A 26,564-nucleotide genomic window follows, 5' to 3' on the forward strand; every position below is an offset into this window, starting at 1 on the left:
TGTATTGGTGGTTACTCCCTACCTCATCCACGTAAAACCGCTCTATGTAGCGTTTGAGGTGTATTACCTCACTGTGCTTATCGCTCATTATAGGTATATTTGTCTAATATCTATGTCAATCAGTTCTAATCCCCCTAATTCTTCTATTTCTTGTGGGGTTATGATCATATTGGGCTTTTCAGACCGAATCTGCGCTCCGATCTCACGCATTCTATTCCCTTCGTATTCTTCTAGATAAACCAACTGTCTCACCGCTACTGTTTCATACACTTTGTATTTACTCACGGGTTATCTCTCCTTTGGTATAGGGGATGCATTGTGTCTCTCTCCTTTATGGAAAGTTCCCCTCCTTCTTGTCCCCTATGGGTTCAAAACTTTTTAATGCAATGCTCCAAAATACTTTCATGGCATTGGCTTTGTATAAACGGTCTTCGCATCTTCATATGTCAGGCGAAAATATGCACTTTTCTCATCCCGTCCGCCTCGTTTTGTAGCTAACCCTTTAGCAACAAGATCATTCCAAACCGATCGACCGTGTCACAGTAAAAATTGTTTTTTGTCGGCTTCTTGTTGTAAGTTAAGCCCCAAGCGTGCTCACATTCTCCAGCTGTTTCTCGCTAAGTTCCATCTTGTATCCTTCCTCTCTACTCTTCGGGGCCATTAATGACGCAATACACCGCATTAGCTTAGAGGCATATCTACCAAGCCCTCAACACTGAATATCTTCTGCATAAACTATCAAAAAGGAGATGAGATAATGACTAGATTGTTAGATGCTCGAACATCTCAAAATGCAAGCTATGGTAATACAATCTCAATTCCCTTGCCAGCCAATACTCCTGTAGCCATCGCAGAGCTTGGCTTAGACGTGACGGGCGCTGGGGAAAATATGCGTGTACAATTATCAGGGATTGCTGAGCTTTCATTTCCCACTACTCCACCATTTGACTCCGTTATTGCTATTTCTATTGTTAGAGGCACTCTCGACTCTCCTGTTGCTTACGCCCTTTACTCTGTTAGTGTCTCCGAGGCAAATCCCAACGCTGTGCAGGTCGTCACCATTAATGCTTCCGATTACAATGTCCCTCTACCACCATCAAATGAATTGGTGTATACCTTATATCTATTTTGCACAGCGGATGCCACCCGAATAGGAATAGAAAGTTTTAACGCGGTTGCCTATTCAGATTAAAATTACACCTTCAGATGGAGGGCAAAGCCCTCTTATTTTTCTTCTATCCGTTCTTGAGGGACTATACTTTCCATCTGTCGTTCTTTTTTGGTATAGTTTACTTAAAGGGGCTGATCCAATGGGATTCATGCTTATTTTTATTGCGATTATTTTTTTCTCGCTTGGTATTTTAAGTAAACGAAATCCCACTTGGGGATGGCGTGCAAACGAAGCCTGGAAGATCAAAGGTGACTCAGAACCAAGTGATGCTTACATTGATGACATGAAATTTAGAGGCTCTGTATCGATTCTCTTTGGGTTCTTCTTTTTAACATGTGGACTTTTGGTTATATTCCTGTAAGTTCTACTATCTGTTTTCAATCCTCAAATTACCCACATCCATAAGGCACTTGCTGTTTGGCGGCGACTCCCAAAATGTCACTGCTCACGTTTTCAAAAACAGAAATCTGTCTCTCATCCATAGCTTCCAGCAAACGAACTTCCTTAATCTTCAAAGACCGACTGCCGCTGTAGTAAGTAGTAAAAATCATTTTTCTCGCATAGTATTTACTCATCTAACCAGCCACCTATAAGGAAGAACAATGTAGAAACTCGACTCGTCACTTTGGAGTGTGAGTAGCTTAGAAGAGCCAGTATACCCGAGTGTAATGACTTCATTTTCTAAGACTTTCAAGGCATCCAACACATATTTGCATTCAACGTTAGTTTGAAATTTTTTCACAGCCGACGTTTATGCACACATCTCCAAAAAAATAGAGATGAATAGCATGGAGAAATATGAGTCTTTTACCGGGAGTCTACTTCAATAATATTTTTTTATGGGGAGATTGTGGGGAGAACTAATTAGTCTCAAATGACGGATGGATTACCCACATACAAAAAAATCCCTCAACGCTTAGAGCGCCAAGGGATTCCCATTTTAGTAAAGAGTCAGATATTGATCACGTTCCCATTGATGCACTTGGGTGCGATACAAAAGCACTCAGTATTCCTTTGGGTTTCAACATATTTTCTCTCTTGAATATACTGCAAAATATATTATGTTCAGATTATCAATATACTTTCAAATACACTTAAATCTTTAAAAAGCGCGGTCAAAATGCGGTCAAGAAAATAGCTTTAGTGGTCATATGCTAAAGCTATTTTTTATCCTTGTGATGCAAGAACTTTTATGTGATTTAGTATTTTTATGAGTTGTTCGTGTGATATTTCTTTCCCGCCATATCTCCAAACTTCATTCACTATTGACTGTACTTGTACTTCCTTAATACCTCCGTTTTCAACAGAATAAGTAAAAGTATCATTTCCTTTGATTTTCATCTGGTTTTCTTCATTTAATAAAATTACCATAATAGACCTCTCCTAAATCGTATAATTAAATCGTTGTTTACTGACAAGCTAAAATCTTATTTACTTCCTTCTAAAACAGAAAAGTTGGATCCCAACGGAATATGTGCGAAGATCTACTGACGACAGCGCATTATTTCTCACTTCTAAGAAATGACGGTAATAAAATCTAAAAGATATGTACACGCTGCTCAATTCTTCGGTTGTAGGATGAAAGATCTATACGAATGGGTAGTAATTAGTAATCACTTTTCCCATATTATAGTTTTTTCGGAGCAATAACATTCACCATTCCTCTACTTTATTCCTTTTTTAAGAATTATATCCACTAACATATATTAAATCCCATTATTAGGTTCTTTGGCAACATAAATTCAGGCGCTGGATGTGTATCATTTTTCGACATTTAAATACAATATTTTCAACAAAAAAAGAGTTGCTATCTAGTAGCAACTCCCGTGAATATTATGTCTGAATTAATGAAACCCATCTCTTTTATAACCTCGTCAAACCGATGATACGCAATAGGGCACCTTTTTGAGGTTTTTGTTATATCACACTCAAAGTAAGCATCTTTGAAAATACCATTAACGATTTTTACTTTTTCTACATTAAGAGTGTTACTTCTGTCCACATTCAAAAAACGGAATCCGTTACTGTTCAAAAAGTTTTCCCAATGTCTAAGGGTTCCAATCATGTAGTAAGTCTTTTCAAATGTGTGAACTAAAATCTGGTCTCTCTTACGCCCTTTAGATATAAAAAGAACCTTATCCACTTGTACATTTTCGCCTTGATCAATACCTCCAGGGTCTGCCGATACTGTTAAACTTAGCATTTTGTCATTCCTCGCTTATTTCAACAATTCTTTCGGTGGCTCGGGGCTATGAATCCAAGAAAGACTTGCTGTGCTAACTGACGCAACAGCAAGTGTTGTTAGCATTGCAGCAATATTGTAATACATACCAGCCTTTACTTTACTCAGTTTGTTTTTCTTCATTTCTCACACCTCCTCCTATTAGTGTTAAACTCTGAACAAAAAAGCTAGCGCCTACTACCGGTAAAGCCAACCACAAATTAAGTGCAATAATTGCAACTCCCGAAAATTTTAGCAATGGGTAGTGTCGCTTTGATATGCGTGTCTTCCCCTCTAGCCGTGATGGTGCGTAAACCAAGACAAGTACAATACTTATTATCGAAGTAATGACGATCCAATTGTAATTAAAACTTGCAAAAGATAAAGCGGTAAGTAGAACTGTAGATACAATAATACACGCTATATTGCTCTTTAAATGTATGCCTCCTACAGTTTGACGTAGCATCGAAAAAGATATCATTGCCAGCACAGCTTCTTGTATCTTATCCGTAAAAACTGAAATACCAATAGTTAGCAAAACAATTGAAACTGTGTTGATCGTAACGGCTATCCCATGTTTTAAAACATTTACGGGTGCTGGATGATCGGGGACAACAGTTTTGATGTGTGTTGCTATATCTAGAGCGATGGAGTCAAGACTTTTTATGGTAATCACGCTCCGTTTTTAATGCATAATACAAAAACATTACAGATGCTAGGGTTATGAATAAAATACTCAGAAAGAAATTGTTAAAGTAAAACATAAATGTACAAGCAGCTAGTACCCCGATTATTAAGATAACAACAAGTACATGTTCCCACCTAAAACGGAGATTTTCATAATCTGCTGTAAAGCCTATATTAAATTTATACAGAAACCACGAAACAGCTAACACCCATGCGCTAGTTACTGCTTGCGCCAATGATCCTTCTGCTGAAGTCTGCATTTCAGTTGTTAATGTACCAAAGAGCATCAATATAATTACCGCTTGGAATAACGTATATAGAAATGTGCCTGTAATGGATATTATAGCTGCCCAAATAATTGGCATTCTAACAACAGTGGTTATCAATAATGTAAACAATATAATGTTTATGGTTGGAGCAAAGAAAGATAACGATGTCTCTTCCCTCAAAATAAAGCTCTGCAAATTCATTATTAATCCAATAAACAATGCAGGCCATACATAGTCTAATGCCCTAACTCTGAAAATAGTTAACATTAAAACGAACGCTGCAAAAGTTTCTACAGTTGAAAAAAGCAAGAACCTTATAGGCTCCCACATATCACATAACCCCTTCGCATAATTGGTAACAAGCACACTTTTAATACTACATTTGCTACCAATGAGTGGCAATCCAATTAGCAGTATAATTTGGTATAAATTGTGCATATGTAAGGTAATTTTTTTACGTGAAGTTATATAAAATTCAAGCAAAAATAACCTTATAGACAAGCCTCTTAAAATATCTATTGTTCTAAAAGCCATTGTTCTAAGAAGGCTCTCGTTTCACGAGCCGGAAAATACCATTTCCTCCCTATTTTCCGTTTGATAAATCTCGGATCGTAAAAAAAGGTATCGAGGATTGCATTCCAACTCATACAAGTTCTCTTCTTCAATTCTTTTGTATCCCAAAATATATATTCAGCATCAACTACTTCCACCAACTCCGAAACTTTTTTTCAATATAAGTTTTTTCGCTTCCTTTTCATCTATACTAATCTCAATCAAAATTCTCATCCCTCTTTTTGTAGAGTGTAGTATTAATTAATGAAATCATAAAAATTCCTCGGATATGCACCGAGGAATAGTTTTTAACAAAAGATTATCTTTCACAAGCTACTCCATCACCATCACGATCCAGTTTCCTACTATAACCTGGTTCACCTTCATAAATTGGATCGGCACCAGCAGCACGAACCGCAGAACAGTTTTTATAGTATACATTGCTTGATGATTCTCTTGGTTCAGAATAAGTTTGGACGACTTCCTTTTTAGGAGTAACTACTTTAGGCTTAGATTCTTTTACACTTGAATCATTACTTTTAGATTCAGTCTTTGCAGTTGCCTTTTGAGCTGTCTTCTGATTGAATCCATCTTCCTGCGCATAGTTTTCAATACTCCAGATGCCTGTTCCACTCTTTTGAGCAGTAGCTTGAATCTCCTTGAATTGATCGACATATTTAACGTTTGGAGGATTTATGTAGGCCACCCGAGCATAACCTTTCTCGATTAACATTTCATTCAACATCTTGTCTCCAACCCATACATAACCAAGTAGACGACCATACTTATCTCGTTCTGAAACATCAAGCTCTAGGGAAAGATTACCCTGCTTTAATTGCTTCAGCGTAAAAGCCGAAGCTTCTTTTGCGAACGGTTGGACTGGTGTACCCTGTTTTACGCTTTCTGGCGTATCTACTAGGAGTAGTCGAATCTTTTCCTCTTTCCCTTGAACTGATGCTTTAAATGTATCTCCATCCGTTCCCGCTATTAAAGTTATAGGAATACGTTTTGGTTGTTCAGAATCCGCCTTTTCGTTAGATGCTGAGGTAGAAACAATGTTTGAAGTTTGCTCAGATTTAGTTGTAGTAGGCACCGCAGAAGTTTGTTCTACTTTAGCTGGAACAGCTGGTACTTTATTCGCTAATTCCTGCTGCTTAACATTAGACAGATTGCCGATGAACGCTAGAAAGAAAATTCCGGCAAGTGAAAATAAAACTATAGCTAGTTTACTTTTTTGATTTGCTCTCTTAGCATTCTGATATTTTTTATAACCCCAGTAGCCAAGCCCTCCTGCGATAATAAGCAATCCTAAATACTTAATAATCGCAACAGCTATAATTACTGCAAAGATAATTACTATGATCTTTCCCTTTCCATTACTTCTCATGATATCCTCCTAGGCACTTAGTTCTAGGATAAATATACCATTTACATTTTCCAATATATACACTTTTATTACAATAATCGCACGAATATTTTGCTATTCTCTAGATTTATCTGCTAGATACTTGCTGAAATGATATCCTCCAACTTGATCCAACTAAAATCATCCTCGCCACGAAACAGTTTTACTTCCCTGCGAGCAGTATTTATAGACGTGATTACACCTGTGAGTTCTTCGTCATCGAACGGACTAAAAACCACTATCGATATAGGTTGACGTGTGTTGTAAGAGACTATGAGCACCTGCTCAATTAGCTGCACTTCTTGATCATCAAGTTCAGGCTTACCACGCCGTTGGCGATCTTTCATAAGCTTTAGGTATGCTTCCTTATGTTCAGGGATGATTATCCGACTGCTTTCCCATAAACCATTACCCTCAAGTTTCTTTCCCATGTATGTAGCCTCCTGATGTAATATGTTCAAATTATATCCCGAACGTTTGTTCCTTACAAGGGCTTTTGTTTTCTACTTCTAAGACTTTTGTGCTAGAAAATTATTCCTAGGTCATATATACTAATTTCACTATAATATTACCAATAGATAGGGGTTATGTAATGACTGCAATTGCTGTGATTGCTTTGCTGGCTTTTTTTGTGTTTTTTGTTTTGTGGGCTATAGCTTTAATAAGAAAGAACGGCAAGGCTAAGAAAATGTTTCTCTTTGGTTTAGCTGCTCTCTTAGTATTTATTATTGGAATATCAGTCGCTGACACTCAGAAACCAACCGAAACTAATTCAAAATCTGTAGCTACTACGCCTGTTAAAGAGAAAGAAGTTACTACTGAATCAGTACAAAAGGAACAGACTGACGCTAAAAAACCATTGATTGACACATCGCTTCCTTTTGATAAGTTTTCATCTGCACTCTTTGCATTGCCAGTATCCAAGCAAGGGGAAACATTCGACAGTGTAAGAAATCAAGTTGTTTCATGGTCAGGTGTTGTTATTGAATCTGGATCTAGCAGCCTCTATGTCTATGGTAAACCAGCAGATTACAACGGTGAACTGTGGTCAGATATTAGCGCTGAAAAGAAAAAACTCGGGGATGTTATTGTTGTAAAAGTTTTAGATCGTTCAGAATTGAATGGTCTTAATCCGGGGGATATAGTTACCTTTAAGGGTGAACTTGGTTCCCGTGGTGTTAAGGGAGAAGCCAATTGGAAACTATATAACGGAAAAATAGAGGGTCGGACAGTAGCAGAATCGCCAAACCTCGGAACCATTACCAAAGCTAAATATAACAAGATTAAAAATGGAATGACTTATGAGGAAGTTGCGAAAATTATCGGTGGTCCCGGTGAGGCTCTTTCAGAGGTTGGTGAAAAAGGAGACGAATTTTATACTGTAATGTATTCGTATAAAGGTGAAGTCGGACCTGGTGCAAATGCCGTTTTCACATTCCAAGGCAACAAACTACAAGCAAAAGCACAATTTGGTCTCGAATAAAACAGCCCCGGAGCAATCCGGGGTTTTAATATTCCGTATAGTATCTATTCGCCGCACCTGGGGGCGTAACAATCTGCTGATCCATAAAAGCGTCAAATTTACGGGCAGCGGATCTTCTCCAATCGTGCAGCTCTCAGTAATTCTATTCGTTCTCACGGAGTTCCTTGATCTTCATTTGTAGCGTGGCAATCAGCTTGAGCAGCTCTCCGTCGTTTTTCGTTCGTCACTTCAATCAAGTTTTAGACCATAGCCCTGACATCGCGGGACTTTTTTTATTGCCTAGTGATAAAGATAGTCATTTTTTCCAATCCGTTTATCTGTTTCGATTCTATAAAAACTAGCATATTCTATATTATCAAAAAAGAAGGGAAGTTGATTCGAATGGGAAAAGTAAATTCTTCTACAAAAATTCTGAAACCTACGCGTCGCCTAAGAACTAAAGCAGGTACCGCATTCATTTTTAGTCTCAACAATGTAGGTCCGAATTTGTTCCAAAGTCGCTTGAACCTGGCTGGGTTTGTTAATTCCTCAAGTAGGGTACTTGTCTCGATCACGGAAATTGGTATTTTTGGCGGTCAAGTTAAGCCGTTTCAAGGAGCTGCTACCATGACGATCCATAACGTCGTTCCGCATGACGACGGTATAGTAATTGTACGTGGGAATACTGGCTGGGGTAGTCCCCTCAATATACGACTTTCAGTCGTGGTTTTCTAATCGTTCAGACCTGCTGAACGCACTTCTCACGGGTGAAAACTGAAAACTCCCGCCACTACGCGGAAATAAAATGTCGAATTCGGGCAGCTCACAGAGCAAAAAAAGTCCTGACATCTCAGGTTTTTTTGTTCCTTCAATTTCTCATCAGACTTATCTATCGGCGATCGCAGGTTATCCATGATGATCACCTCTCTGCAAATATTATATGCAAACAAGCGTTCGTAATTCAAGGCAAAAAAAGAGCACAAAGGATCATCCCTCATGCTCTACATTTCATATAGTCAACAAAGGCAATTCCATTGCCTGTATAAAATGAATATGATAACATAAGAATAGAAAAGGGGAACGGCTACCACCGCTCCCCTGTACGACTTACCGCTATAAGAGCGGTCAGCAATTGAGGTTTGATCCAGAAATAGACCGTATCCTCGCCAGGGCGGTCTATTTCCGTTTATGGAAAGAAAGTATCAGAATCACCAACGTTGCGAATTGAATCATCAACATCAGCGTGTCTTTAACTTCCATGGCGTCACCTCCCTTCCGGGAGATTAGCCGACCACCCTTTATAGCTGTTTTGTCGCACAATCCAGATTATACCACAAACATGCCCTAGGTAGGTCCCGAGACTTGTCTAATTAATAGAATTCAATTTTCAACTAGTATTCCAGACGCTTCATCGTCTAAGATTTTGTAACCACTGTAAGGACAGATATATTTTCCTACATCTATAAGACCTCTCCTTATTATGTATCTATTTATTGTTCCGTTTGCCAGTATGAGAGTCCTCATTACTTGTAATTAAAAGAGATACTCAACCTAAAGAGTATGTTAACTTAACCTTTGTGAACAACTTAAAGCTCCCTTGCTACCACATTTGCTCATGATAGCTTCTATTTTTCCATTAATTTATTAAATATCTCTCTATCTTTGGAAGTAAAGTCGTTAATCCGTTTCTTTTGCTCGTAGGTGTTGGTACTTGAATCTAATTTAATGAAGCCATTTTCCCCAACCACATAGACGATATTTTTTTTTATCTTATATGACACAATATTATCAACAGCTTTTTCTAGTGGATCAGCAAGATGATTATAAAGTATTAAAGGGTCTTGCGGCCCCCCTCTCAAAATTTGAAAAGTCCCGTCACCAAAATATTCTACGGTATCTTTGCCTGATGGGTATTTATACTTCGTATTATCCCCGGAATTCACCAGAAAAATTAGAGTAGTAGTTATAACTAGTAGAGAGATCAAGATCAAAATAAAGATATATCTACGCTTCATCTGCAATTCACACCTCACTTCCAAGCTTTTCTTGTATCAGTTACTGTTACATAAGACGTATACTCATTTAGTGTTCCCCATGATTCCATTAAATTTGTTAGGTTTGCTGCAGCCCAACCAAGTTTGTTGTTCCCAGTAAACATTTGTTTAAAATTATACTCAAAATTATAGACATCAGAATACGTTGTAGTAATTTTCCATTGCCCGTTTACATATGTTCCATCTATTTTGTACTTCATTTTGTGAAAAGCATTATATAAATCTCTATCACTTTCTAATTGCTCAGATCCATTATAAGAAAAACTTTTAACTTTTTTAGCATTAGCTTTTTTGACTTCATCATTAACTATTGCGATGTGCTCTTTAGATTTTTTAACTTGCTGCGCCTCATATGACCACTCGTTAAAGTGTAAATTTCCTGGTTTGTAGTCAAGTGAATGTTGAAGTAAATTGGCTGTGATGTCCCCGTACTTCTTTCGAGCTATAGGAACAGCTACTAATGCAAATGCTTTACGATCAGGATAATGTATTACAGTATCTGTTGAATTCTTTACCTTCTCTACGCCTCGCACCCAAGTCTTTTCTAGTTCTACCATCGGATTTTCAAACGGAAAAGTATTATTTCCTGCATACACTAACATATTCTTACTATATGCGCCTTCCAGTACTTTTTGCGAGACATCAGACTGATCCTTTTCTCTTGTTTCCATAGGTTCTAACTGAGGACTGTATTGAATTTTTCCCAATTGATCTTCTTTTTGTTTTAAAACAAGTTCAAACTCAAGGATCTCTTTGCTGGTATCAATCTGTTCTTGATACTCATCTACGTAAGCGTGTGTAAACGTAATATCTCGAATTGTGTTTTCATTTCTAACGATTTGGATATTACATTTGCGATAGTAATCCTCAGTATCAGGTTTATATTCTGTGTTTGCCCATGTATACAGCATGTTGGAATTATCCGCATTGTCTACAACTGAAGGAAGCGAATGAAGCGGAATTTTGCTTCGAATATGTAGTGAATGATTCAAGTTTGGAGACTTAGCTGAAAGGTTTATGGAACTATTATTCTTATAAGTAAAGCCAATGATTTCACCTTTTACAAACTCGATTGGTTCACCACCGGATTTGCGTTCTATTCTTAATGAAATGCTCATTGAAATAATCTCCTCTGTTAATTCAATCTAGTTTTATAGGAAATATTTGTGAAAAAAATAATTTCCAAATATTAATATATACGAAGAATATTAAATAGTAAACATATTTTCAACATGGTAAAGGGCGACAATAGAGTTTCGTAACCTCGGCAAATTATATGAAGAAGCTAAAACGAAATATATGCTAGCTAACACAGACCTGTTAGAAACGATAAAAGCTCTGCCGACCAATTAAGGTTAGCAGAGCTTTTTGATGTACTACTTTTTCCTCTTACTATTGTTGTTCACTTTTTGTTCTTATACTGTTCGGATTACCCTTTTAATAATTTATCTTCTTTAATCGGAGCAGTAATTTCTTTGATCTCCACTTCATCATTCATTCTTTGCAAGTTCATTGGCATGGAGTCTAAATATTTATATTCCTCGACCCTAACGGAGTCTTCTGTCCAATTCCCCTCTTTATCTTTCACAAAGACCTCTCTCTTTACCGGGAGCCCTTTAGCATCAATGGTTACAACCTCTTTTTTAAGACTGGTTTCTGCTACAACCTCTTGAAGTGATGCATCATTAGATTGTGGTCGTAAAGATTTCACCCAATTTTGCTCTTTCATTTCTTTTTTCTGTTCTTCCATTAGAGAAATATTTAAAATTTTCTTATTTTCATTAGCCAGGTTAACGGGCAATGTCCAGGTGTTCCCTACAAGTTTTCCCGTTACATGATCCCTCCCTATAGAAGTGATTCGTCTTCCCTCTTCAGAAACTATAATTTTATTTTGTAGGACTCCTCCCACGTAATCTTCAGTAACTTCACTTAGGTTTTTCCGATCACGAATTCTTATTTGATAAGAACTATCGGAATAAGTGCTTGAAGAAACAGATATTTTGATATACTCCACCTGACTATTGGTAGCTTTGTCAGCAGCTGCGATCGTTTCACTCTGTGCACTGACAACTCTATCTGTGTTTAGATAGAAAAAACCTGAAGCAGCTACCACTACTAATGGAACTGCAAGGATACTAATTAATGTTTTCTTTTTCATCATCTTCGCCCCCTTTACTCCGCTTTTAAATTCCAGCCATTCACATATCCGTCGGTATGGTAGTCCGTATCAAGAACCCTCCATGCATCAGGATTACACACCATTGCTAAACCCAACTACAGATGTAGTCCAAACAGCCGACCTTAAAGGTCGGCTGTATATCAACAATTAAATGACTTTAGACGATAATTTCTCTTCAAAATATTCTCTTACTTTAGAGTCTTCAAAGTAAACCCTACATCCACTAATTCCTCTAGTGAGGAGCACGTAATATATATTCAGTATGAAACTAGTAAGTTCTTGTTCATTGTATTCGTTCAGTAGTGGAGTACCACCAGTATCTTTATAGTTCCCTTTTATAGCTCTAAGTTTCCCGTTTTCACCAACAGCGATATCTTTGCCGATAATAATTCCGACATGGTCAATATCCGCGCCTTGAATGGCATGGATAGAGCCTATTTCATTCTTACTACTTTCAATCTCAACCCATTTTTCATACTGGCTATTCCATCGCCACTTGCTTTCATTCTCAACCCAATCATAAGGCAGATTAAACTTGTCTATTCCTTTATTTTGCGATGATTTTGGGTTTGAAATCCACTCTCTAGTATAACCAGCAATAACACGATTTGTAGTATTGGCATGACGGAGTTCAATTTCTCCAATGTATTTAAATAGGTCTTGAATGGAATCAACGATTCCAAAATAAGAGTCCTTGTTGCGATATGCGAAGACATTAGGATTAAATTCAATTTCATCTACAATGTCTAAAGCATACAGGATGCCATTGAGAAAATCGTTGCCACTAAAGGAAGCGTCACCCTTGATTCGATATTGTTGACTTAGAGATTCTTTTACATATCCTTGGGTGAGCTTGATGAAGTTAGCCCTAAGAACATCTTGTGGACGTATACTCTGGAACTGGTCATAGAAGAAAACGAGTCCATCTGTGATTTCTTGAAGCATGTGGATTTCGTTAATCTCAGGCTGACTCTTGTCGAAATGTTTTTTAGATTCTGGGTGTCCTTTGGGGTAGTATCTTTGCAAACGATGTGCTTCGTCAACTAAGATGATATCGTAGTGACTATTACTCTTGCGTGCTTCCTCAATAGCCTTGCCAGCTCGAACAAAGGTAAGTTTATTTTTCAAATTCAGTTGCTTTAAAATTCGATTAAACTTGTCGAGTAGGTTGCTTGTAGTGATCAAACCTATCTTCATATCTGGATTTTTGTTGATCAACCTATACATAAGCGACATCATGAGAACTGTTTTTCCAGTTCCAGCTCCACCCTCAATTAGATACTTATTACGAGGATCTTGAATTACTCTTTCCTCAATATCAGATTGTTGTTTGCTCAGTTGAGTGAAAGGGGAGTATTTGAAAATAATCTTCTGCCTAATTCTTTCTAGATCGTTTGTATGTACTAATCCTTGATTATATAATTCGTTTCCCCACAGCTTCACAAATACTTCTTGCTCCACTTTGTGATGCTCGTTGTATTGCGGTTGAGGTTGTCCATTATTTCGGTTATATATCTTGAACTTTGTTTCGTCTGTTTCCGCAAGCATATGGTTAATTATCATGAACTCCAAATCTTTGATATGGGACTCGGTAAAGAAGCTTGCATTGTAAACAATTAAGCAATTGGTAAATTCGCCATCATTGAAATGACTTTCATGAATGTGCTGGTCGTGACGTACCCAAAAATGCTTTGTTTCGCCTATGTATACTGTTTTTTTCTTTAGATTATAGTAGATATAAGTGACAAAGCCTTTATCTAATATATCTTGTTCACTTTGACAGAGATCATGAATACAATTTTGGTTTGTGCTGCTACCATTTACGTATAGAGGCAGATTCATTATTCCGTATTTCAAAGACATCTACTCATTTCTGTATCTATTTATATTACAATGTTAGTAAATCTAAATTAATTATTTGTGATTATTACGGTTGATGTCAATAGAGTTCAGCAAAATAAAACAGAGAGCGGAGAAAGAGCTATGTCACCCTACGAAGATAAGATAAAAAATTTAATGTCAAAAGTAGTTCAATTCAGAGATGATCGAAATTGGAAACAATTTCACAACCCAAAAAATTTATCTATCTCGTTAGCTTAGCGGGTATTTATTACGGAGCAATGTTGCCATACTTATTGTCTAGCAAAAGCCCAGCTAACCTTAATGGATTAGCTGGGCTTTTCACTATTTAACGATTAATTGGCCGGCGGGGATTGCTTTATTTAGAGTATTCACTTACCTCAAACGTTAGGATACGATCTACGGCTGCTAAATGGTCCTTTGTTGTTATCGTGCTTGTTGATTGCATAGGATGCAGATCCAGAACCAGCCTGTTTGCTTTCGTACCAAGAGATAAAGTCATTGTTTTGCATATTTATTTTTTATTAGGTATAAAAAAGACTCTATTGGCTGCTAACTATTAGAGTCTCTCATCCTTATTTCACTATAAATCTTACCTTTGTTCCATCAGCATAATTATCTAGCTGATGACTTACCCATGATCCTGCTCCCCGGTTATCACTAGGACTTATGTATCTGATATCAGCACCTGCGCCACCTTCTGCACACATTGCCATTGGCCATTCATCCCGGTCATATCCTTTTTTAGTTGGATAGCCCTTGAGTGACTCCTTTCTATTTTCTTCGGCTCCGTCCCGATCAATCGTGCATACCGCAGAATGTCCGGCCGCTATTGCGTCCCTAATGTGTGCTCCAGTTTCAGGATAGCGTGAACTTGGGAACTCCAACGTATACCCAGTTGCTGCTTGTACACTTCTCGAAACAGGTTCAGCATAAACACCTTGTACGGAAAAGATAGCTGCCAATAAGAATACGATTAATCCTCTTGCGATTCCTTTTATCATATGACACCTCCATAGTTTTAAATCTTCTCTATACTAAATGGAGAGTCATGTCGAAGTATCGCATATGTTGTCACATAATAAAATAAAGGTGCTACCAGATACATATAAGTTGAGCCTTATGCTCTTCGAAAATTTAAATACATTATTAAACTTATTTTTGAATATATAGACATTAATGTTTAGACAACCCTTTTTGAGTTTTGTATGCTTGGTGAGCAAATAAAACAAAAAGGGGATTTATACATGAGGAAAATAATCACATCTCTATTATCCATTATTTTTTTAACAATATGGTTTGCAGGTTCATCTTTCGCTAGTTCAAGTGAGGAAACAAACCTAATACCTATAATGACATCCAATACAAGTCCTTCCGGTATTGCAAGTGCAAGTTCTGCTTGGAGTAATGATCATCAGCCATACAGTGCGTTTGATAGAAAACCTAATGATACCGGTTGGTCGACAATTACAGATTCTAAGACTGGCTGGATTGCTTATGAATTTGAGAATCCTGTAGTTGTCAACAAATATGTGTTGACCCCACGTGTATCCAATATGGAATATAAAAGAGAATCCCCAAAAGATTGGACTTTTGAAGGATGGGATGGTGTTTCATGGGTTGTTCTCGATACACAAAAAAATATTACTAGCTGGAGCCAAGATGAGAAAAAAGAATTCTCATTTAGCAATGAAACGAAATATAAAAAATACCGTTTGAATATCACTAGTAATAACGGTTATGTAGTACTCACACTTGGAGCCTTCGAAATGTACAATGCATTGCCTGTAACACCAACACCAGATCCTACGCCAACTCCAGATCCTACACCAACTCCAGATCCAGAACAGCCAACCGGTGACCGGGCAATCTTAGTTGTCACTATGGATACCGGTTTGGAGAAAGAATTCGATTTGAGCATGAAAGAAATAAACTCTTTCATTTCTTGGTATGAAGCAAAACAAGCAGGCTCAGGTACAGCATCGTATGCCATTGATAAGCACAATAACAACAAAGGTCCATTTAGTAATCGCAAGGACTACGTAATATTCAATAAAATACTCACGTTTGAAGTGAGCGAGTATTCAACTAAATAAACAACAAGAAGGACTCTATCCGGCTACGTGCCAGTGGAGTCCTTCTTTACATCTACTCTAAATTCAAACTGCTTACGGAAGAAATAATATCTGTTAATCTGAATCGATTCAGGTGAAAACTTTTCTACGGGGCCTCTATATAATCCAAAGAGTCATTTGTGTTCTTCATTCGGTTGTTTTAGAACAAGTAAGAGTTTTTTAATCTCAATCAGTTCGCCTTCGATCCGATGAAGGTGGCTCTGCATATCGTCAATCTCTTGTTCGGCTTTGTAGTTGATCGCAAAGTCAATGATCGATTCATGCTTATCCCTTGCAGTTTGGCGGTTCTGACTCATCATAATGACCGGAGCCTGGAATGCTGCGATAAAGGACAAACACAAGTTCAACAAGATAAATGGAGGTTCATCGAAATGAAAGCGAGTAAACGGCAAGCTGTTCAAGAGTATCCAGATGGTCAGAAAGATAGCAAAATAAGTAATAAATCTCCAGCTACCGCCGAATGATGCAATCCGATCCGCAAGACGATCTGACCAGCTTGTCGTTCTTTGGTACGCTTCATCTAAATGAGAAAGAATGCTATTTTCGTAACTATCGACTAGCCGATCAATACGACGAGTATTTTCCTGATTCAATTCAATATCAAAGCCTTGAATATGAGCAGCATTTTTATTTTGCTGCTTTTTTTGAAAAAAATTCATTTTTGACATGTCAACTGCCTCCTTGTTTTAAGGCAGTCGGGCCCAATACTACCCCGTAGGAGAGGAGTAGCAACCATACTCAATTACGGTATCTAGTTTTAACCCGACTGCCAATAGACTCACCGGTTCTGGATCCGGTTCAGACGAACTTCGACTACTCATAGAATGGTTCAACCCCTCTCCCATTATCATGTTGTGGGCTCCATATTTTACTGATCACACTGGAACCATATCACTGCCAATACCTAACACATTGAAATAAAAAAGCCCCTCAGCTCAACTGAAGGGCGTCGTTCTGCATGCAAGATAAAGCATGCAAATATCCGATTCCCCCAAGTCGAGCTTTAGCACTATACGACGTAAAAGAACCAAAGTTCTTTAGCCACATTAAGAAGAGCCTTAATCCGGCAATTCCTGTTATACCCATTGGCATCTTTCGATGTTTCCGGGCAGTGGCTTATGTTCGTATAGGAGCCTCACCTAACGAGGACATCAATATTTCCTTAGCAAGCATACTGCTGTCCAAATGTGCTGTCAACCCAAATATATTTACTATATTTTACATGTATTTCGCCTGGTGACAGCGACGCTGGCACTCCCCCATATAATGCAAAAATAAAAAGTCGTTGTGCCGCAGGTGCGGCAAACAGGTGGTCTACAACTTACACCATATCATCACTCAACGGTTTTACTACATATACTCTTTCCTGGCTTAATGCAGCTGCAAATAGTTCTATATCTGACTTTAACACTTTATATGTATGGTTCATGCTGATCACCTCAGAGTAGTTATTCGGTAATTGATGCTGTAATTCCTCTAATAAAATCAATGCCTGCTGACCGTAGCTGGTCAGCAGGCATTGTGTTATTTTTCTCGTTTTGACAATGCAAAATTGATTATTTCTCCAATTACGATTCCAGTCAAAATGATATAAAACACCATAGCATTTAACTTATATCCCATTGCATAAAATATCCCTATACCTATTGCATATCCTAGCAGAATGCCTAAATAACGTTTTAAAAATTTGTTCATGGAGTACATCCGATAGGGTATGGTTGCGAACTAAAGAACTTCCCAGAGTCAGCCGTACCAATTACTTTGCTTCGTGAAGCATCTTGATAGAACACCGTATGATTAGCGTAAGGAATAGCTTCACATTTTCTAGGATACGAATATTGATAAATAGTGTAATAAGATACGGTATTCAAACTTGCTCCAGCACCTATAACTGCAAGAATGGTTGATACAGGTACCTTAGTAATCGTAGACATTGCTGCTGCTGCTACTGCTATTCCTACGTTCACCCAATCATAGGAGTAATCAAACTTGCCTACAAAGGTTCCACCTGAAGGGACAGCATTTAACGAAAAATCAGAACGGCTCTCTTTAACATTAAAGTTCTCCTGCTTTACACCGTCAATCAACAAAGTTTGATCTTTTGTGAAATACTCAATTTTAGTTGTTTTTCCATTCTCAACAACAGTCGTTATTCTATGATGGTCATCATTAAAGTTTGTTGTTACAGTCGCCTCTCCACGATCAGTCTGAATAACTTCTGTTTGAACTGGGTTTACCTCTGGTTTAGCAGCTTGTTCAGCATTACTCACCGAAGGTAAAACAGTCGCGCAGAATAATACTGCTGCTAGTAAAGGGACGAACACTTTCTTGATAATTTTCATAAATACGTTTCCTCCTATACAATTATTTGAAACAATTGTAAATTCTATAGCTTTATTAGGAAGAAGTAACGGGAATTTTGTCGAACATTAAATTAATTAAAAAAATCAACCTCATTTCATAAAAAAGTATTTAATTAACAATAAATTTTACTTTTGTGCCGTCTGCATATTCATCCAGCTTATGACCTACCCAGGCATCTGCGCCACGGTTGTCCTTTGGACTTATGTACTTAATGTCTGCACCCTCTCCACCTTCGGAACACATTGCCATTGGCCATTCATCGCGATCATATCCCTTTTTCGTTGGATAGCCCTTGAGCGATTTCTTCCTGTTTTCTTCGGCTCCATCCCGATCAATTGTACACACCGCAGAATGTCCGGCTGCTATTGCATCTTTGATATGTGCCCCCGTTTCTGGATAGCGTGAGCTTGGGAACTCCAGCGTATACCCAGCTGCTGCTTGTTGGTTGATTGCTGTCGGTTCAGCATAAACACCTTGTACGGAAAAGATAGCTGCCAGTAAGAATACGATTAATCCTCTTGCGATTCCTTTTATCATACGACACCTCCATAGTATTTAAATCTTCTCTATACTAAATGGAGGGTCATGTCGAAGTATCGCAAAGCATGTCGTAAAACAAAAAAAAGACTCGCCAATTACCCTGCAGAGTCCTTTACGTCTACCTAATTCGCACTAAGCAAATAGTAATTGTCAATTCAATGTGATCTATTTCGCATTAAAAATAACAATATATACTATATATTGAATAAGTAATCAAATTTTATTCGAGAGGATGTTTTTGAATGAAGTTGAATAAGATCGTCGCCACTTCCCTTTTGTCATTAGCTTTGTTAGGAAGTTCGTCAGCCGCGTTTGCTTCAACACCCATTGATAATCAAATATCCACGAATAGTCAAACATCGTCTATAGTTACACCACAAGGTCTTCCCCAGAAATATGTAACCGGTATTACACGACAATATCAGAAAGGAGATAAAATCCCTACTACTTATGGTTATACAGAACCTGGAACTGGTTGGGGTGGATCGTTAACATTGTATGACACTGCACTGGTAAATAATGTATACGTGGCGTACTATCAAGGTTATATTACCAAACCTGATTAATTCGAAAGGCATAACCATTCTAGCCATAATGACCGTATAACTACAATACGATGTACACGTTCAAATAAGCGTGTTTTTAAGTAAATAAACAACAAAGGACTCCATACTGGTTACATACCAGAGGAGTCCTTTTTCACGTCTACTCTAAATTCAAACTGATTACGAAAGAAATAAGATCCGTTAATCTTGATAGATTCTGGTGTAATCTTCTCCACTACTCCACCGTAGTTCACAATATCTATCAAATCCTCTCCCAACGGCTGGATTACATATACTCTTACTTGGCTTAATGCAGCTGCAAATAGTTCTATATCCGACTTTAACACTTTATATGTATAGTTCATGCTGTTCACCTCAGTAATTCATTCGATGAATGATATGAGAAATCCTTCAATAAAATATTCCCCTGTCGATAAAACCCAACAAGCGTATAGGCTATTGCCCAATACGCTTGTTGGGCTCTACTTTCTACCATTCTTAAAAAAATGAGTCAAGTCAAGTGAAGTAGTATTATCCAACAATTCTTTTCACAAAATTAAATCCAACACGCTTTAGTAATTATGACCAACAGGATAAAGAGCACCAAAATTGCACCCGTCGATGTGAAAGGACAAAAATGTTTTGCCTTATGCTCATGTCCACATTCACTCACATGAACTCCTCCTTTTTTTAAGATACGGTATAGAGTATGTATCCTTAAAGAAATTGACAGGGCTAAACGGCAATTCGCAAAAAAACACCCCACCAGCTTAGCCAGTAGGGTGTCACCGATGCTTTCGGATTGCACAACGGTGCTTCCGTAAGTGTTAGGCTAAGTATAATCCAATTGGACTATTTTGTAAATATTAATAGAAAATATCTACAAGGTCATATATACTATTTTTATAAAATTATTGATTATTATCTTAATTATATTAGGAGTGTTATTATGAAGTACTTCTTTTCTATTTTTATTCCCCCACTAGCTATCATTCTATGCGGAAAGCCTTGGCAGGCATTTTTAAATGTCATTTTGTGCTGTATTGGCTGGTTTCCTGCAGTAATTCATGCGGTGGTAGTAGTGAACAATTATAATGCTGATCCTCGAAACGAGGAACTTATTAGAGCAGTAAAGCAAGCCAGACAATTCCCTAGGTAACAGACCCCCCCGAGAAATCCGGGGTTTTAATATTCTCTAATATATCTTTCTTCGTTTCCAGTAGGAATAGTGACCTTCTTGTTCCTGTCTATTCATACATAATGACGATATGCCGCGTATCTGACTTATATAAAGTGGCCCTTTTAGTTTTTTAAACACTGTCCCAGTAGTTGTATAAACCAACATGAAGTAGCAAAAATATTTCATCTGCGCTCATTGTTTTGTCAATTTGAACATAAGGATTTAAAAATTTAGATACCCGCTCAATATAATAATCATAAGCCTCATCTTTACGGTGTCCATATAAACATTCAAATAATTTGGAGAGTTCATAGTGTATCTCTTGTGGATGATTAGAATAAACAATATGGTCCATTTCAAGATCAGTATAATCTACGTTCTGTATCTTAATTGTAAGCTCTTCTACCACTCTTTTTACTTTTCCTCTGTAACCTTCAATAGTTTCTCGGTTATTTTCATTAGTAACGGTTGCTTTGTAAATTCTTTTAATCTGGTCCACTAAATGTTCAAAGTAATCGTTACTTAATCTCTTGTTTAATTCCCCTTCCAGGATATCCAGTTGATCTTCAATGTTTGTGGTCGGCCTTATCTTGTTTAAAATTAAACTTGATTTATAGTCTTGGTATTGTTCCTCTAATTTTTTCGCCAAATATGACAAGTGGTTATATCTTTTTGTAAAAAATTCATTTAATTCAGCAAATTTAAAACCGATTATAATGTCATCTTTACTTGGGTCTACATTATAGAGATATAGAGCTACATCATATTTCTCATGTATTCCAGTAGTTGGCCAGCTTGCAAACCATTTATCATTATTTTTATCTTTACTTAGATTAACGGGATGAGCACCAAATACAGCACGAATATGCTTAAAATAGGCGTTGTCATCCTTATGAAGTACGTCATTAATAAAAACCTCTTTTTCACCACTAAAGGGCACTTCGTTCTCATTAATTATTGCTCTATGTAATTGTTGGATGGATTCCCATACAATATCAATAGCTGATATGTACGTAAAAACTTCTAATCCTCTTGCTCCTAATTTTTTTCTATCGAAGGAAAACCCATCCATACATTCTAGACCTACATCAATCCAATCCATACAAGCGCAAATGATGTTCCAATAATTTTTTCCGTTCTTATTCCGATAAGCATACCAAGTATAATGGGAGTTAGCATTTACCTGATCTCTAAAATCTTGAATAATATTAAAATTAATCATGACCATCCCCTAACGGTACTAAAGTAAAAAATACCCCACCAGCATTCCAGCAGGGTATCACCGGTGCTTTCGCATGTGTAACTTATGTATTGAACTAAGATGTGAGTACTTCTTCTTTATAAAGGATAGGTTTAAGTGCAAGTAACAAGTCTATATCTTCCTCTGGTGTTCTATTCTGCATTAAAACAACGGTTTTATTAGCTGTTATTGTAAAATCGTAACTCACTTTTTCAAAACTCAAAGCGCAATTTAGTGATGAAAGCTTACCTGCTGCCTTCATACGATCATAATCTTCACTTAAATTAACGTGATCGCCGAAAAGGGCGGCGCTTTTCAAAGTGCCTGTATTCAATCCTCCAAACCAACTCCCCCAGACATTGGTTGAATGTTTAACAACATAAGCAAAATCAACTAACGATCTATTGACAGAAAAACTTTCTGGAAAATGTCTTTTAAAGCGTCTTATAGATCCGTTGACTGCGCTTTTATTACCCTCGAGAATTAAAATTTTTAATTCAGGATTATAATATCCATTGATACTCTTATTCTCAATAAATCTATCAAAAAAAGCATCTTCACCGTAGGCTCTCCCACTTTTTCTCTTCACATCTTCATGAATGATTATAAGTTTTTGGAACCCCCTATAGTACTGTGTAGTTATTAACTTGATTTTTGATGAAGGTTCTGAGTCTTGGTGACTATCCATAGACAATTGCTGCGGAGTCATCACCTCATTAGATTCACCAAACAAATCAAGCTTTTCAACATCTAAAAAGTGATAAGCTCGCATCTTTAATCCCCCACTAATGACAAGAAATTTCCCGAAGCAGTTTGAAAATCAGAAAGAGTGGTGGTTGTGCATTCAATCCCTTTTTTGCCAACCTTAACGTTCCGCTTGCTGATCCCTTTACTTTCATTGTACATAAAAGAAAAGTCAACAATAGAAGCCTTGTCAATGTTTTTTACAGCCAGTCCCATGAACGGGTTACTCTTGCCGAAATCAATCTTAAAAATATATTTTGAATCTTCGGGTTTCGTTTCTTGTGTAATCAATGTCATTAATGGAATTATTTTTTCATCCAATGTTTCCATTGCCAAGCTGTAAGATGCATTGTAATCTCTAATTCTTAAAACTAAATGCCCTCTATGCTCATCTTCATCCGCATCATAAATAGTTGCATAATCAAAGAATACATTTAGTCCTTTAGAAAAGGCCCGAATTGTATTATTATCAACCATTACAAACTCTGCTTTTCCATCAATATCCTCGATTTTTTTCTTAATTTTAATAAGTATTGATTCATCAAAGTTTCCATCAAAAACTGAACTCACATTCCAAGTAGCATTGCTATTCAGAAAAATTATTTTGAGTCTAGATATGAATAAATGAAACTTATGATAGTAATTATATAATGTTGTTAAAATACCTAGGATACCAAAACCATATTTGAGGAAGTCCAAAAAATTGGATAAAATATGATTCAGATTGTTATATACAGAAACGGCAATCACTGAAGTCAGGAGCGCGGCAAAAGAAAACAGGAATTTGCGACTATAGTACCATTTCTTCATACAAAAAAGCTCCTTTCTTAGTAATTCTTGTTGTTTTCATTATATTGGTAATAATCTGAAAAAACAATGAATGATTGCTCAAACAAAAATAAACCTGCTAGCATACACCAGCAGGGCATTTCGCATTTCTCATTCATTCTACTGCTACTCCTGATACATTGGCCTGTGGTGATGGAACTGTATTCTTGCGGAGTTCTAGGTGCCGTACTTGCCGTGCTATCTGTTCCAGTAGCTTGTGAAAGGATTGCCGTGACTTGAGCTGCCAACGAAGCTACAGCCTCCTTAGCAGCCACTTGAGTAGCTTCTTCGTTTGGTTGTGATTCTTTAACGATTGCCTTCGTTTTGGAGTTATACTCCAAATATGCTTTCTCTATCGTGGATCGAATCTCTACTGCCGATACAGTAATGCCCTGTTCTGCCAAACGTAATGTAATGTAGTATACTGTAATGCTTCCTGAAGCTTACGCTCACCCCCGGCTTCTTTAAATGCTGTTTGAGCAAAAGCAAAGCCCTCTCCAGCAATTTTATGGATCACTTCACGTTGCGCTGCCGTTGTACGCGCTTCTAGCCACACGTTAACCTTAGTTTTGAGTTTGTTCAGACCTCCTAAAACAAATGCTGTAAGCACACCCGCAGCGGCTGTGACAATGGTACTTACATATGGTTGTACAGTTTCAATAATGGTTTGTGTTTGCATGATTACTTATCCCCTTTCGTTTTCAGACCAGCAATTTTATTTTTCGCGTCCCAAGAAACCTCAGCTCCATAAGATTCTGCGATTGGCCGAAGTTGTACATAAGCGACACCCTCCACAAGCTGCACGGATTGCAATTTGCGATTGTTCAAATATGCGACCTTTTTGGCATTATCCCAGCGTAAAGGGATACCGAGAGCATTCGCCAGCACGCGCAACGGAACGTGAGTCTTTCCATCAAACAGCAGAGCTTTACCCACATTCTCTCCGTTGATCTGGAATGATCCATCCACAACAGTGGCAGGCTCTTCTTTGGGTACGGATGTCTTCTTCCTAAACCGTGTCCGAAGCTCATCTGCCGTACCGTCAAATTCATTCAAATCGACTGGACCCGCTATGCCAGCCACCTTACGTGTGCCGGACGGCAATGCGCCACCAGCCGAGCCATCGCTATACTGCCAGAAATCCCAGCGTGACCAACCAGATGCGCCAGACGGAACCTGTGTGGCGCTGTACCGGGCAATCCACAACGGATAATCGGACAGCCCGGAGAAATTACCGATAAATGAAGGATATGTGTATACGATAGGACGAACACCCGTAAGTCGCTCGATCTCCTGCAAAAACGCCTTGGCTACGGCTGTGACCGCTGCTTTGCTTAAGCCGGACTTGTTGGACTCATAATCCATTACTGGTGGCAGATCGAAAGACGCGATGCCTCCGGCTGAATTAATGGCGCTCACAAAGTTTGCAGCTTCCTTTCGGGCATCCTCTGGCGTTATGGCTGAGTCATCTACATAGTGGTAAGCTCCAACCAGGACTCCTACAGCTCGCGCAGCCTGCGCATTACCTATGAATGTCTTGTCCCGGTATGACTTCCCTTGACTGGCCTTGATGAAGGCAAACGATAAACCGTCTTCCTTCACTGCCTTCCAATCAATCTTTCCTTGATAACGGGATACGTCGATCCCTTGGGCATTACCTTTTTTCCTTGCTTGCATCTTCCCTATCCCCTTCCTGACTTCCGCTTTTACTTTTCAGAACCTCAACCGCTTGCCGGATCACTGGTGGGATCGGCGCTCCAAGCCTGCCTCCATTCTCAAGAATCGAAAGCAGCTCATTTGCCATATAAAAATAGGCGACTGCATCCCGGAAAAGATGCGAATCGCCTAAGACACCATCAATTAGATGGGATACTGCTACCATTGCAAAAATAAATACCTTTCGAGCGATGCCGATGAGACCAATCTTGCTTTTTAAACCTGGTCCGGTTCCCTTCTTACCTTCTGCGCCGGCCGCAAATAATCCGGTCACATAATCAATAATGACCAGAGCAAGCAACACCCCCAATACTCCCGACCACCCACCGTAAAAATACGTTATAGCGCTGCTTCCTAAAGCGGTGCTGAACTTAAAAACCTCCCACTTATCCAACCTTCTTTCCCCCGTCTCTCCGTTCAGGAAACTTTTCCTGAGCTATCATTGTCTGTTTTCTGATCTTCTTGCGCCTGTATCTCTGCTAATGCATTTCCTACTGCTATATCCAATCCCTCAAGTATTTCTTTACGTTTATGTGGTTGTGAAGCAATTACAGCAGAAATGACCTCAGTCAAATCCTCAACAGGTCTGGTTAGATCTAGTTGTATATCCAATGTAGATTTTATTTTTGCCACGGGTTTCATCACCTCCCTCAGACACAAAAAAAAGACACCTTTAGTTTGCAGATGCCTTTAATTGCTCCTTGTTATAAATTTTCACAAGCCATTCACGACCTAACTGTGTAAATCTACGGTGATAGATCACTTTTCCGTTATCAAGAACTTCTTGTTTGATTTCAACATAGCCGCAATCCGCATATCTGCTATACAACAACCATGTGTCATTCTGCCTGAATTGAATCTTTCGATTGCCTAAATCATGATTAAGAGCAATTGCTGACTTAAATCCGAGTTCTTTGGCAATCTCTGTGGCAGTATAGGTTTTGTTAACATGCATTAGGATTGCATTTGTTCTTTCCGCCTGTACTCTGGCAGCACGTTCTTCCTTGAGCTTAGTCAGCAGTTCAATTCCAAAGTCAGGATTATTGAGGATATTGTCAATCACATTATCCGTAGCATATATTCCATGCTTCCTGATCGACGGCAGTATTTCATCAGCTACCTTGGCCTGAAATGCTTCAGCGGCTTCGTTCCTTGCCTTCATCGCTAGTCGATAGAAGACATTTTCGGGTATATAAGATTCTTTCGCCCACTTGTGGTCGAAGCCGAACTCATCCAGGTATTCAAAGACGCGTTCCCACCGGATGCTGTTGTATTCCTTCCCGTTCTTGGTTTCGTACTTAGTAAATCCAAGGCCGCGCACCGTATCTTCTAAATTCAGTTGAGCTGTACCATCTCCATCAATAAAACCTCGTACTCCGTGAATTGTAAGTATATCCATTACTGATCTCACC

Annotated in this window: 35 protein-coding genes, 2 pseudogenes and 1 riboswitch; of the genes and pseudogenes, 6 read left to right on the top strand and 31 right to left on the bottom strand. The window is 38.2% G+C overall.

Annotated elements, in window-relative coordinates; all coding sequences use genetic code 11:
• Window positions 1-87 precede the first annotated feature (87 nt).
• Window positions 88-285 (bottom strand): hypothetical protein, encoded by a 198-nt coding sequence (locus NSS66_RS07240; protein ID WP_023989035.1) that lies wholly within the window; start codon window positions 283-285, stop codon window positions 88-90.
• Window positions 286-757: 472 nt separating this feature from the next.
• Between NSS66_RS07240 and NSS66_RS07245 the strand changes: the two genes are divergently transcribed.
• Together NSS66_RS07245 and NSS66_RS07250 are read left to right on the top strand one after the other, a co-directional pair.
• The gene (locus NSS66_RS07245) at window positions 758-1,192 is read left to right on the top strand and encodes a hypothetical protein (protein ID WP_023989036.1); all 435 of its coding nucleotides are present in this window, start codon (window positions 758-760) and stop codon (window positions 1,190-1,192) included.
• Entirely contained in the window at window positions 1,176-1,532 is a 357-nt protein-coding gene (locus NSS66_RS07250; RefSeq protein WP_340958638.1) for a DUF6199 family natural product biosynthesis protein, read from the top strand. The genes NSS66_RS07245 and NSS66_RS07250 overlap by 17 nt, the downstream gene beginning before the upstream one ends.
• 28 nt (window positions 1,533-1,560) lie before the next feature.
• On the opposite strand, the gene NSS66_RS07255 is transcribed toward NSS66_RS07250, so the two are convergent.
• The 9 genes and pseudogenes from NSS66_RS07255 to NSS66_RS07295 all read right to left on the bottom strand — a co-directional run bounded on the left by NSS66_RS07255 (window position 1,561) and on the right by NSS66_RS07295 (window position 6,736).
• Complete coding sequence (locus tag NSS66_RS07255; protein WP_068942649.1) at window positions 1,561-1,746, bottom strand: hypothetical protein; 186 nt, start codon at window positions 1,744-1,746, stop codon at window positions 1,561-1,563.
• A gap of 592 nt (window positions 1,747-2,338) precedes the next feature.
• Window positions 2,339-2,542, bottom strand: coding sequence for a hypothetical protein (locus NSS66_RS07260; RefSeq protein WP_071558640.1), 204 nt, complete (start codon window positions 2,540-2,542; stop codon window positions 2,339-2,341).
• 436 nt (window positions 2,543-2,978) lie between these two features.
• Complete coding sequence (locus NSS66_RS07265; RefSeq protein ID WP_071558639.1) at window positions 2,979-3,374, bottom strand: LytTR family transcriptional regulator DNA-binding domain-containing protein; 396 nt, start codon at window positions 3,372-3,374, stop codon at window positions 2,979-2,981.
• Between the two features lie 15 nt (window positions 3,375-3,389).
• Entirely contained in the window at window positions 3,390-3,536 is a 147-nt protein-coding gene (locus NSS66_RS07270) for a cyclic lactone autoinducer peptide (protein ID WP_071558638.1), read from the bottom strand.
• The gene (locus NSS66_RS07275) at window positions 3,514-4,068 is read right to left on the bottom strand and encodes an accessory gene regulator B family protein (protein WP_071558637.1); all 555 of its coding nucleotides are present in this window, start codon (window positions 4,066-4,068) and stop codon (window positions 3,514-3,516) included. The genes NSS66_RS07270 and NSS66_RS07275 overlap by 23 nt, the downstream gene beginning before the upstream one ends.
• Window positions 4,046-4,678: a hypothetical protein gene (locus NSS66_RS07280; RefSeq protein ID WP_071558636.1), complete on the bottom strand. Its 633-nt coding sequence runs from the start codon at window positions 4,676-4,678 to the stop codon at window positions 4,046-4,048. Before NSS66_RS07280 ends, NSS66_RS07275 begins: the two co-directional genes overlap by 23 nt.
• A gap of 185 nt (window positions 4,679-4,863) precedes the next feature.
• A pseudogene (locus NSS66_RS07285) lies at window positions 4,864-5,125 on the bottom strand (group-specific protein).
• A 94-nt stretch (window positions 5,126-5,219) separates the two neighbouring features.
• A complete protein-coding gene (locus NSS66_RS07290; protein WP_340958639.1) occupies window positions 5,220-6,287 on the bottom strand; it encodes a thermonuclease family protein in 1,068 nt (355 codons plus the stop codon).
• A gap of 113 nt (window positions 6,288-6,400) precedes the next feature.
• Window positions 6,401-6,736, bottom strand: coding sequence for a YolD-like family protein (locus NSS66_RS07295; RefSeq protein ID WP_071558633.1), 336 nt, complete (start codon window positions 6,734-6,736; stop codon window positions 6,401-6,403).
• Between the two features lie 161 nt (window positions 6,737-6,897).
• Between NSS66_RS07295 and NSS66_RS07300 the strand changes: the two genes are divergently transcribed.
• Window positions 6,898-7,788, top strand: coding sequence for a hypothetical protein (locus NSS66_RS07300; RefSeq protein ID WP_233903730.1), 891 nt, complete (start codon window positions 6,898-6,900; stop codon window positions 7,786-7,788).
• A 1,155-nt stretch (window positions 7,789-8,943) separates the two neighbouring features.
• Here NSS66_RS07300 and NSS66_RS26840 read toward each other — a convergent pair.
• The 7 genes and pseudogenes from NSS66_RS26840 to NSS66_RS07330 form a co-directional block, all read right to left on the bottom strand.
• On the bottom strand, window positions 8,944-9,027 hold the full coding sequence (locus NSS66_RS26840; RefSeq protein ID WP_223822117.1) for a putative holin-like toxin: 84 nt from the start codon (window positions 9,025-9,027) through the stop codon (window positions 8,944-8,946).
• 365 nt (window positions 9,028-9,392) lie between these two features.
• Complete coding sequence (locus NSS66_RS07305; RefSeq protein ID WP_340958640.1) at window positions 9,393-9,782, bottom strand: hypothetical protein; 390 nt, start codon at window positions 9,780-9,782, stop codon at window positions 9,393-9,395.
• A 14-nt stretch (window positions 9,783-9,796) separates the two neighbouring features.
• Window positions 9,797-10,939: a hypothetical protein gene (locus NSS66_RS07310; protein WP_076264629.1), complete on the bottom strand. Its 1,143-nt coding sequence runs from the start codon at window positions 10,937-10,939 to the stop codon at window positions 9,797-9,799.
• Between the two features lie 311 nt (window positions 10,940-11,250).
• Window positions 11,251-11,982 (bottom strand): hypothetical protein, encoded by a 732-nt coding sequence (locus NSS66_RS07315; protein ID WP_272638255.1) that lies wholly within the window; start codon window positions 11,980-11,982, stop codon window positions 11,251-11,253.
• 165 nt (window positions 11,983-12,147) lie between these two features.
• Window positions 12,148-13,857 (bottom strand): DNA/RNA helicase domain-containing protein, encoded by a 1,710-nt coding sequence (locus NSS66_RS07320; RefSeq protein ID WP_340958641.1) that lies wholly within the window; start codon window positions 13,855-13,857, stop codon window positions 12,148-12,150.
• A gap of 361 nt (window positions 13,858-14,218) precedes the next feature.
• Window positions 14,219-14,363: pseudogene (locus tag NSS66_RS07325) on the bottom strand (fibronectin type III domain-containing protein); the annotation flags it as partial.
• 72 nt (window positions 14,364-14,435) lie between these two features.
• Window positions 14,436-14,864 (bottom strand): NucA/NucB deoxyribonuclease domain-containing protein, encoded by a 429-nt coding sequence (locus NSS66_RS07330; protein ID WP_340958642.1) that lies wholly within the window; start codon window positions 14,862-14,864, stop codon window positions 14,436-14,438.
• A gap of 243 nt (window positions 14,865-15,107) precedes the next feature.
• Here NSS66_RS07330 and NSS66_RS07335 point away from each other — a divergent pair, with 243 nt between their 5' ends.
• The gene (locus tag NSS66_RS07335; RefSeq protein WP_340958643.1) at window positions 15,108-15,956 is read left to right on the top strand and encodes a discoidin domain-containing protein; all 849 of its coding nucleotides are present in this window, start codon (window positions 15,108-15,110) and stop codon (window positions 15,954-15,956) included.
• 152 nt (window positions 15,957-16,108) lie between these two features.
• On the opposite strand, the gene NSS66_RS07340 is transcribed toward NSS66_RS07335, so the two are convergent.
• The 4 genes from NSS66_RS07340 to NSS66_RS07355 form a co-directional block, all read right to left on the bottom strand.
• On the bottom strand, window positions 16,109-16,663 hold the full coding sequence (locus NSS66_RS07340) for a DUF1003 domain-containing protein (RefSeq protein ID WP_220029856.1): 555 nt from the start codon (window positions 16,661-16,663) through the stop codon (window positions 16,109-16,111).
• A 313-nt stretch (window positions 16,664-16,976) separates the two neighbouring features.
• Window positions 16,977-17,149, bottom strand: a riboswitch (M-box (ykoK) riboswitch).
• 370 nt (window positions 17,150-17,519) lie between these two features.
• Window positions 17,520-17,690 carry a hypothetical protein gene (locus tag NSS66_RS07345; RefSeq protein WP_179085444.1) on the bottom strand — a complete coding sequence of 57 codons (171 nt, stop codon included), beginning with the start codon at window positions 17,688-17,690 and terminating at the stop codon, window positions 17,520-17,522.
• Window positions 17,687-18,337, bottom strand: coding sequence for a hypothetical protein (locus NSS66_RS07350; RefSeq protein ID WP_076264633.1), 651 nt, complete (start codon window positions 18,335-18,337; stop codon window positions 17,687-17,689). Before NSS66_RS07350 ends, NSS66_RS07345 begins: the two co-directional genes overlap by 4 nt.
• Before the next feature lie 130 nt (window positions 18,338-18,467).
• Window positions 18,468-18,896 carry a NucA/NucB deoxyribonuclease domain-containing protein gene (locus tag NSS66_RS07355; RefSeq protein ID WP_076264634.1) on the bottom strand — a complete coding sequence of 143 codons (429 nt, stop codon included), beginning with the start codon at window positions 18,894-18,896 and terminating at the stop codon, window positions 18,468-18,470.
• A gap of 245 nt (window positions 18,897-19,141) precedes the next feature.
• On the opposite strand from NSS66_RS07355, the gene NSS66_RS07360 reads away from it, so the two are divergent.
• On the top strand, window positions 19,142-19,465 hold the full coding sequence (locus NSS66_RS07360) for a hypothetical protein (protein ID WP_076264635.1): 324 nt from the start codon (window positions 19,142-19,144) through the stop codon (window positions 19,463-19,465).
• 110 nt (window positions 19,466-19,575) lie between these two features.
• Here the strand turns inward: NSS66_RS07360 and NSS66_RS07365 are convergent, their stop codons facing one another.
• Window positions 19,576-19,809, bottom strand: a complete 234-nt coding sequence (locus tag NSS66_RS07365; protein ID WP_340958647.1) for a hypothetical protein — start codon at window positions 19,807-19,809, stop codon at window positions 19,576-19,578.
• A gap of 584 nt (window positions 19,810-20,393) precedes the next feature.
• Here NSS66_RS07365 and NSS66_RS07375 point away from each other — a divergent pair.
• Complete coding sequence (locus NSS66_RS07375; RefSeq protein WP_044788354.1) at window positions 20,394-20,603, top strand: YqaE/Pmp3 family membrane protein; 210 nt, start codon at window positions 20,394-20,396, stop codon at window positions 20,601-20,603.
• 151 nt (window positions 20,604-20,754) lie between these two features.
• Here NSS66_RS07375 and NSS66_RS07380 read toward each other — a convergent pair whose 3' ends face one another.
• The 9 genes from NSS66_RS07380 to NSS66_RS07420 form a co-directional block, all read right to left on the bottom strand.
• On the bottom strand, window positions 20,755-21,846 hold the full coding sequence (locus NSS66_RS07380; protein ID WP_340958649.1) for a hypothetical protein: 1,092 nt from the start codon (window positions 21,844-21,846) through the stop codon (window positions 20,755-20,757).
• Window positions 21,847-21,940: 94 nt separating this feature from the next.
• Window positions 21,941-22,636 carry a hypothetical protein gene (locus tag NSS66_RS07385; RefSeq protein WP_250268523.1) on the bottom strand — a complete coding sequence of 232 codons (696 nt, stop codon included), beginning with the start codon at window positions 22,634-22,636 and terminating at the stop codon, window positions 21,941-21,943.
• A 2-nt stretch (window positions 22,637-22,638) separates the two neighbouring features.
• On the bottom strand, window positions 22,639-23,418 hold the full coding sequence (locus tag NSS66_RS07390) for a hypothetical protein (RefSeq protein ID WP_340958650.1): 780 nt from the start codon (window positions 23,416-23,418) through the stop codon (window positions 22,639-22,641).
• Window positions 23,419-23,435: 17 nt separating this feature from the next.
• Window positions 23,436-23,684: a hypothetical protein gene (locus tag NSS66_RS07395; protein WP_340958652.1), complete on the bottom strand. Its 249-nt coding sequence runs from the start codon at window positions 23,682-23,684 to the stop codon at window positions 23,436-23,438.
• Between the two features lie 122 nt (window positions 23,685-23,806).
• On the bottom strand, window positions 23,807-24,115 hold the full coding sequence (locus tag NSS66_RS07400) for a hypothetical protein (protein ID WP_340958654.1): 309 nt from the start codon (window positions 24,113-24,115) through the stop codon (window positions 23,807-23,809).
• 2 nt (window positions 24,116-24,117) lie between these two features.
• On the bottom strand, window positions 24,118-25,113 hold the full coding sequence (locus NSS66_RS07405) for a GH25 family lysozyme (RefSeq protein WP_340958655.1): 996 nt from the start codon (window positions 25,111-25,113) through the stop codon (window positions 24,118-24,120).
• On the bottom strand, window positions 25,091-25,546 hold the full coding sequence (locus NSS66_RS07410) for a phage holin family protein (RefSeq protein ID WP_340958656.1): 456 nt from the start codon (window positions 25,544-25,546) through the stop codon (window positions 25,091-25,093). The genes NSS66_RS07405 and NSS66_RS07410 overlap by 23 nt, the downstream gene beginning before the upstream one ends.
• A gap of 23 nt (window positions 25,547-25,569) precedes the next feature.
• Window positions 25,570-25,785: a hypothetical protein gene (locus tag NSS66_RS07415; protein WP_340958657.1), complete on the bottom strand. Its 216-nt coding sequence runs from the start codon at window positions 25,783-25,785 to the stop codon at window positions 25,570-25,572.
• A 40-nt stretch (window positions 25,786-25,825) separates the two neighbouring features.
• Complete coding sequence (locus NSS66_RS07420) at window positions 25,826-26,551, bottom strand: phage antirepressor KilAC domain-containing protein (RefSeq protein ID WP_340958659.1); 726 nt, start codon at window positions 26,549-26,551, stop codon at window positions 25,826-25,828.
• Between the last annotated feature and the right edge of the window lie 13 nt (window positions 26,552-26,564).

The organism is Paenibacillus sp. FSL R10-2748, from assembly GCF_038005565.1.
Classification (GTDB): Bacteria; Bacillota; Bacilli; order Paenibacillales; family Paenibacillaceae; genus Paenibacillus; species Paenibacillus polymyxa_B.

Coding starts and splice junctions, on each gene's coding strand:
- NSS66_RS07340 (WP_220029856.1), bottom strand. CDS start 16,663: ATGTCAAAAATGAATTTTTTTCAAAAAAAGCAGCAAAATAAAAATGCT.
- NSS66_RS07400 (WP_340958654.1), bottom strand. CDS start 24,115: ATGCAAACACAAACCATTATTGAAACTGTACAACCATATGTAAGTACC.
- NSS66_RS07330 (WP_340958642.1), bottom strand. CDS start 14,864: ATGATAAAAGGAATCGCAAGAGGATTAATCGTATTCTTATTGGCAGCT.
- NSS66_RS07255 (WP_068942649.1), bottom strand. CDS start 1,746: ATGAGTAAATACTATGCGAGAAAAATGATTTTTACTACTTACTACAGC.
- NSS66_RS07310 (WP_076264629.1), bottom strand. CDS start 10,939: ATGAGCATTTCATTAAGAATAGAACGCAAATCCGGTGGTGAACCAATC.
- NSS66_RS07350 (WP_076264633.1), bottom strand. CDS start 18,337: ATGAAAATTATCAAGAAAGTGTTCGTCCCTTTACTAGCAGCAGTATTA.
- NSS66_RS07290 (WP_340958639.1), bottom strand. CDS start 6,287: ATGAGAAGTAATGGAAAGGGAAAGATCATAGTAATTATCTTTGCAGTA.
- NSS66_RS07375 (WP_044788354.1), top strand. CDS start 20,394: ATGAAGTACTTCTTTTCTATTTTTATTCCCCCACTAGCTATCATTCTA.
- NSS66_RS07295 (WP_071558633.1), bottom strand. CDS start 6,736: ATGGGAAAGAAACTTGAGGGTAATGGTTTATGGGAAAGCAGTCGGATA.
- NSS66_RS07265 (WP_071558639.1), bottom strand. CDS start 3,374: ATGCTAAGTTTAACAGTATCGGCAGACCCTGGAGGTATTGATCAAGGC.
- NSS66_RS07385 (WP_250268523.1), bottom strand. CDS start 22,636: ATGCGAGCTTATCACTTTTTAGATGTTGAAAAGCTTGATTTGTTTGGT.
- NSS66_RS07245 (WP_023989036.1), top strand. CDS start 758: ATGACTAGATTGTTAGATGCTCGAACATCTCAAAATGCAAGCTATGGT.
- NSS66_RS07405 (WP_340958655.1), bottom strand. CDS start 25,113: ATGCAAGCAAGGAAAAAAGGTAATGCCCAAGGGATCGACGTATCCCGT.
- NSS66_RS26840 (WP_223822117.1), bottom strand. CDS start 9,027: ATGGAAGTTAAAGACACGCTGATGTTGATGATTCAATTCGCAACGTTG.
- NSS66_RS07380 (WP_340958649.1), bottom strand. CDS start 21,846: ATGATTAATTTTAATATTATTCAAGATTTTAGAGATCAGGTAAATGCT.
- NSS66_RS07300 (WP_233903730.1), top strand. CDS start 6,898: ATGACTGCAATTGCTGTGATTGCTTTGCTGGCTTTTTTTGTGTTTTTT.
- NSS66_RS07345 (WP_179085444.1), bottom strand. CDS start 17,690: ATGAACAAATTTTTAAAACGTTATTTAGGCATTCTGCTAGGATATGCA.
- NSS66_RS07355 (WP_076264634.1), bottom strand. CDS start 18,896: ATGATAAAAGGAATCGCAAGAGGATTAATCGTATTCTTACTGGCAGCT.
- NSS66_RS07390 (WP_340958650.1), bottom strand. CDS start 23,418: ATGAAGAAATGGTACTATAGTCGCAAATTCCTGTTTTCTTTTGCCGCG.
- NSS66_RS07305 (WP_340958640.1), bottom strand. CDS start 9,782: ATGAAGCGTAGATATATCTTTATTTTGATCTTGATCTCTCTACTAGTT.
- NSS66_RS07270 (WP_071558638.1), bottom strand. CDS start 3,536: ATGAAGAAAAACAAACTGAGTAAAGTAAAGGCTGGTATGTATTACAAT.
- NSS66_RS07365 (WP_340958647.1), bottom strand. CDS start 19,809: ATGAACTATACATATAAAGTGTTAAAGTCGGATATAGAACTATTTGCA.
- NSS66_RS07315 (WP_272638255.1), bottom strand. CDS start 11,982: ATGATGAAAAAGAAAACATTAATTAGTATCCTTGCAGTTCCATTAGTA.
- NSS66_RS07360 (WP_076264635.1), top strand. CDS start 19,142: ATGAAGTTGAATAAGATCGTCGCCACTTCCCTTTTGTCATTAGCTTTG.
- NSS66_RS07260 (WP_071558640.1), bottom strand. CDS start 2,542: ATGGTAATTTTATTAAATGAAGAAAACCAGATGAAAATCAAAGGAAAT.
- NSS66_RS07280 (WP_071558636.1), bottom strand. CDS start 4,678: ATGTGGGAGCCTATAAGGTTCTTGCTTTTTTCAACTGTAGAAACTTTT.
- NSS66_RS07420 (WP_340958659.1), bottom strand. CDS start 26,551: ATGGATATACTTACAATTCACGGAGTACGAGGTTTTATTGATGGAGAT.
- NSS66_RS07335 (WP_340958643.1), top strand. CDS start 15,108: ATGAGGAAAATAATCACATCTCTATTATCCATTATTTTTTTAACAATA.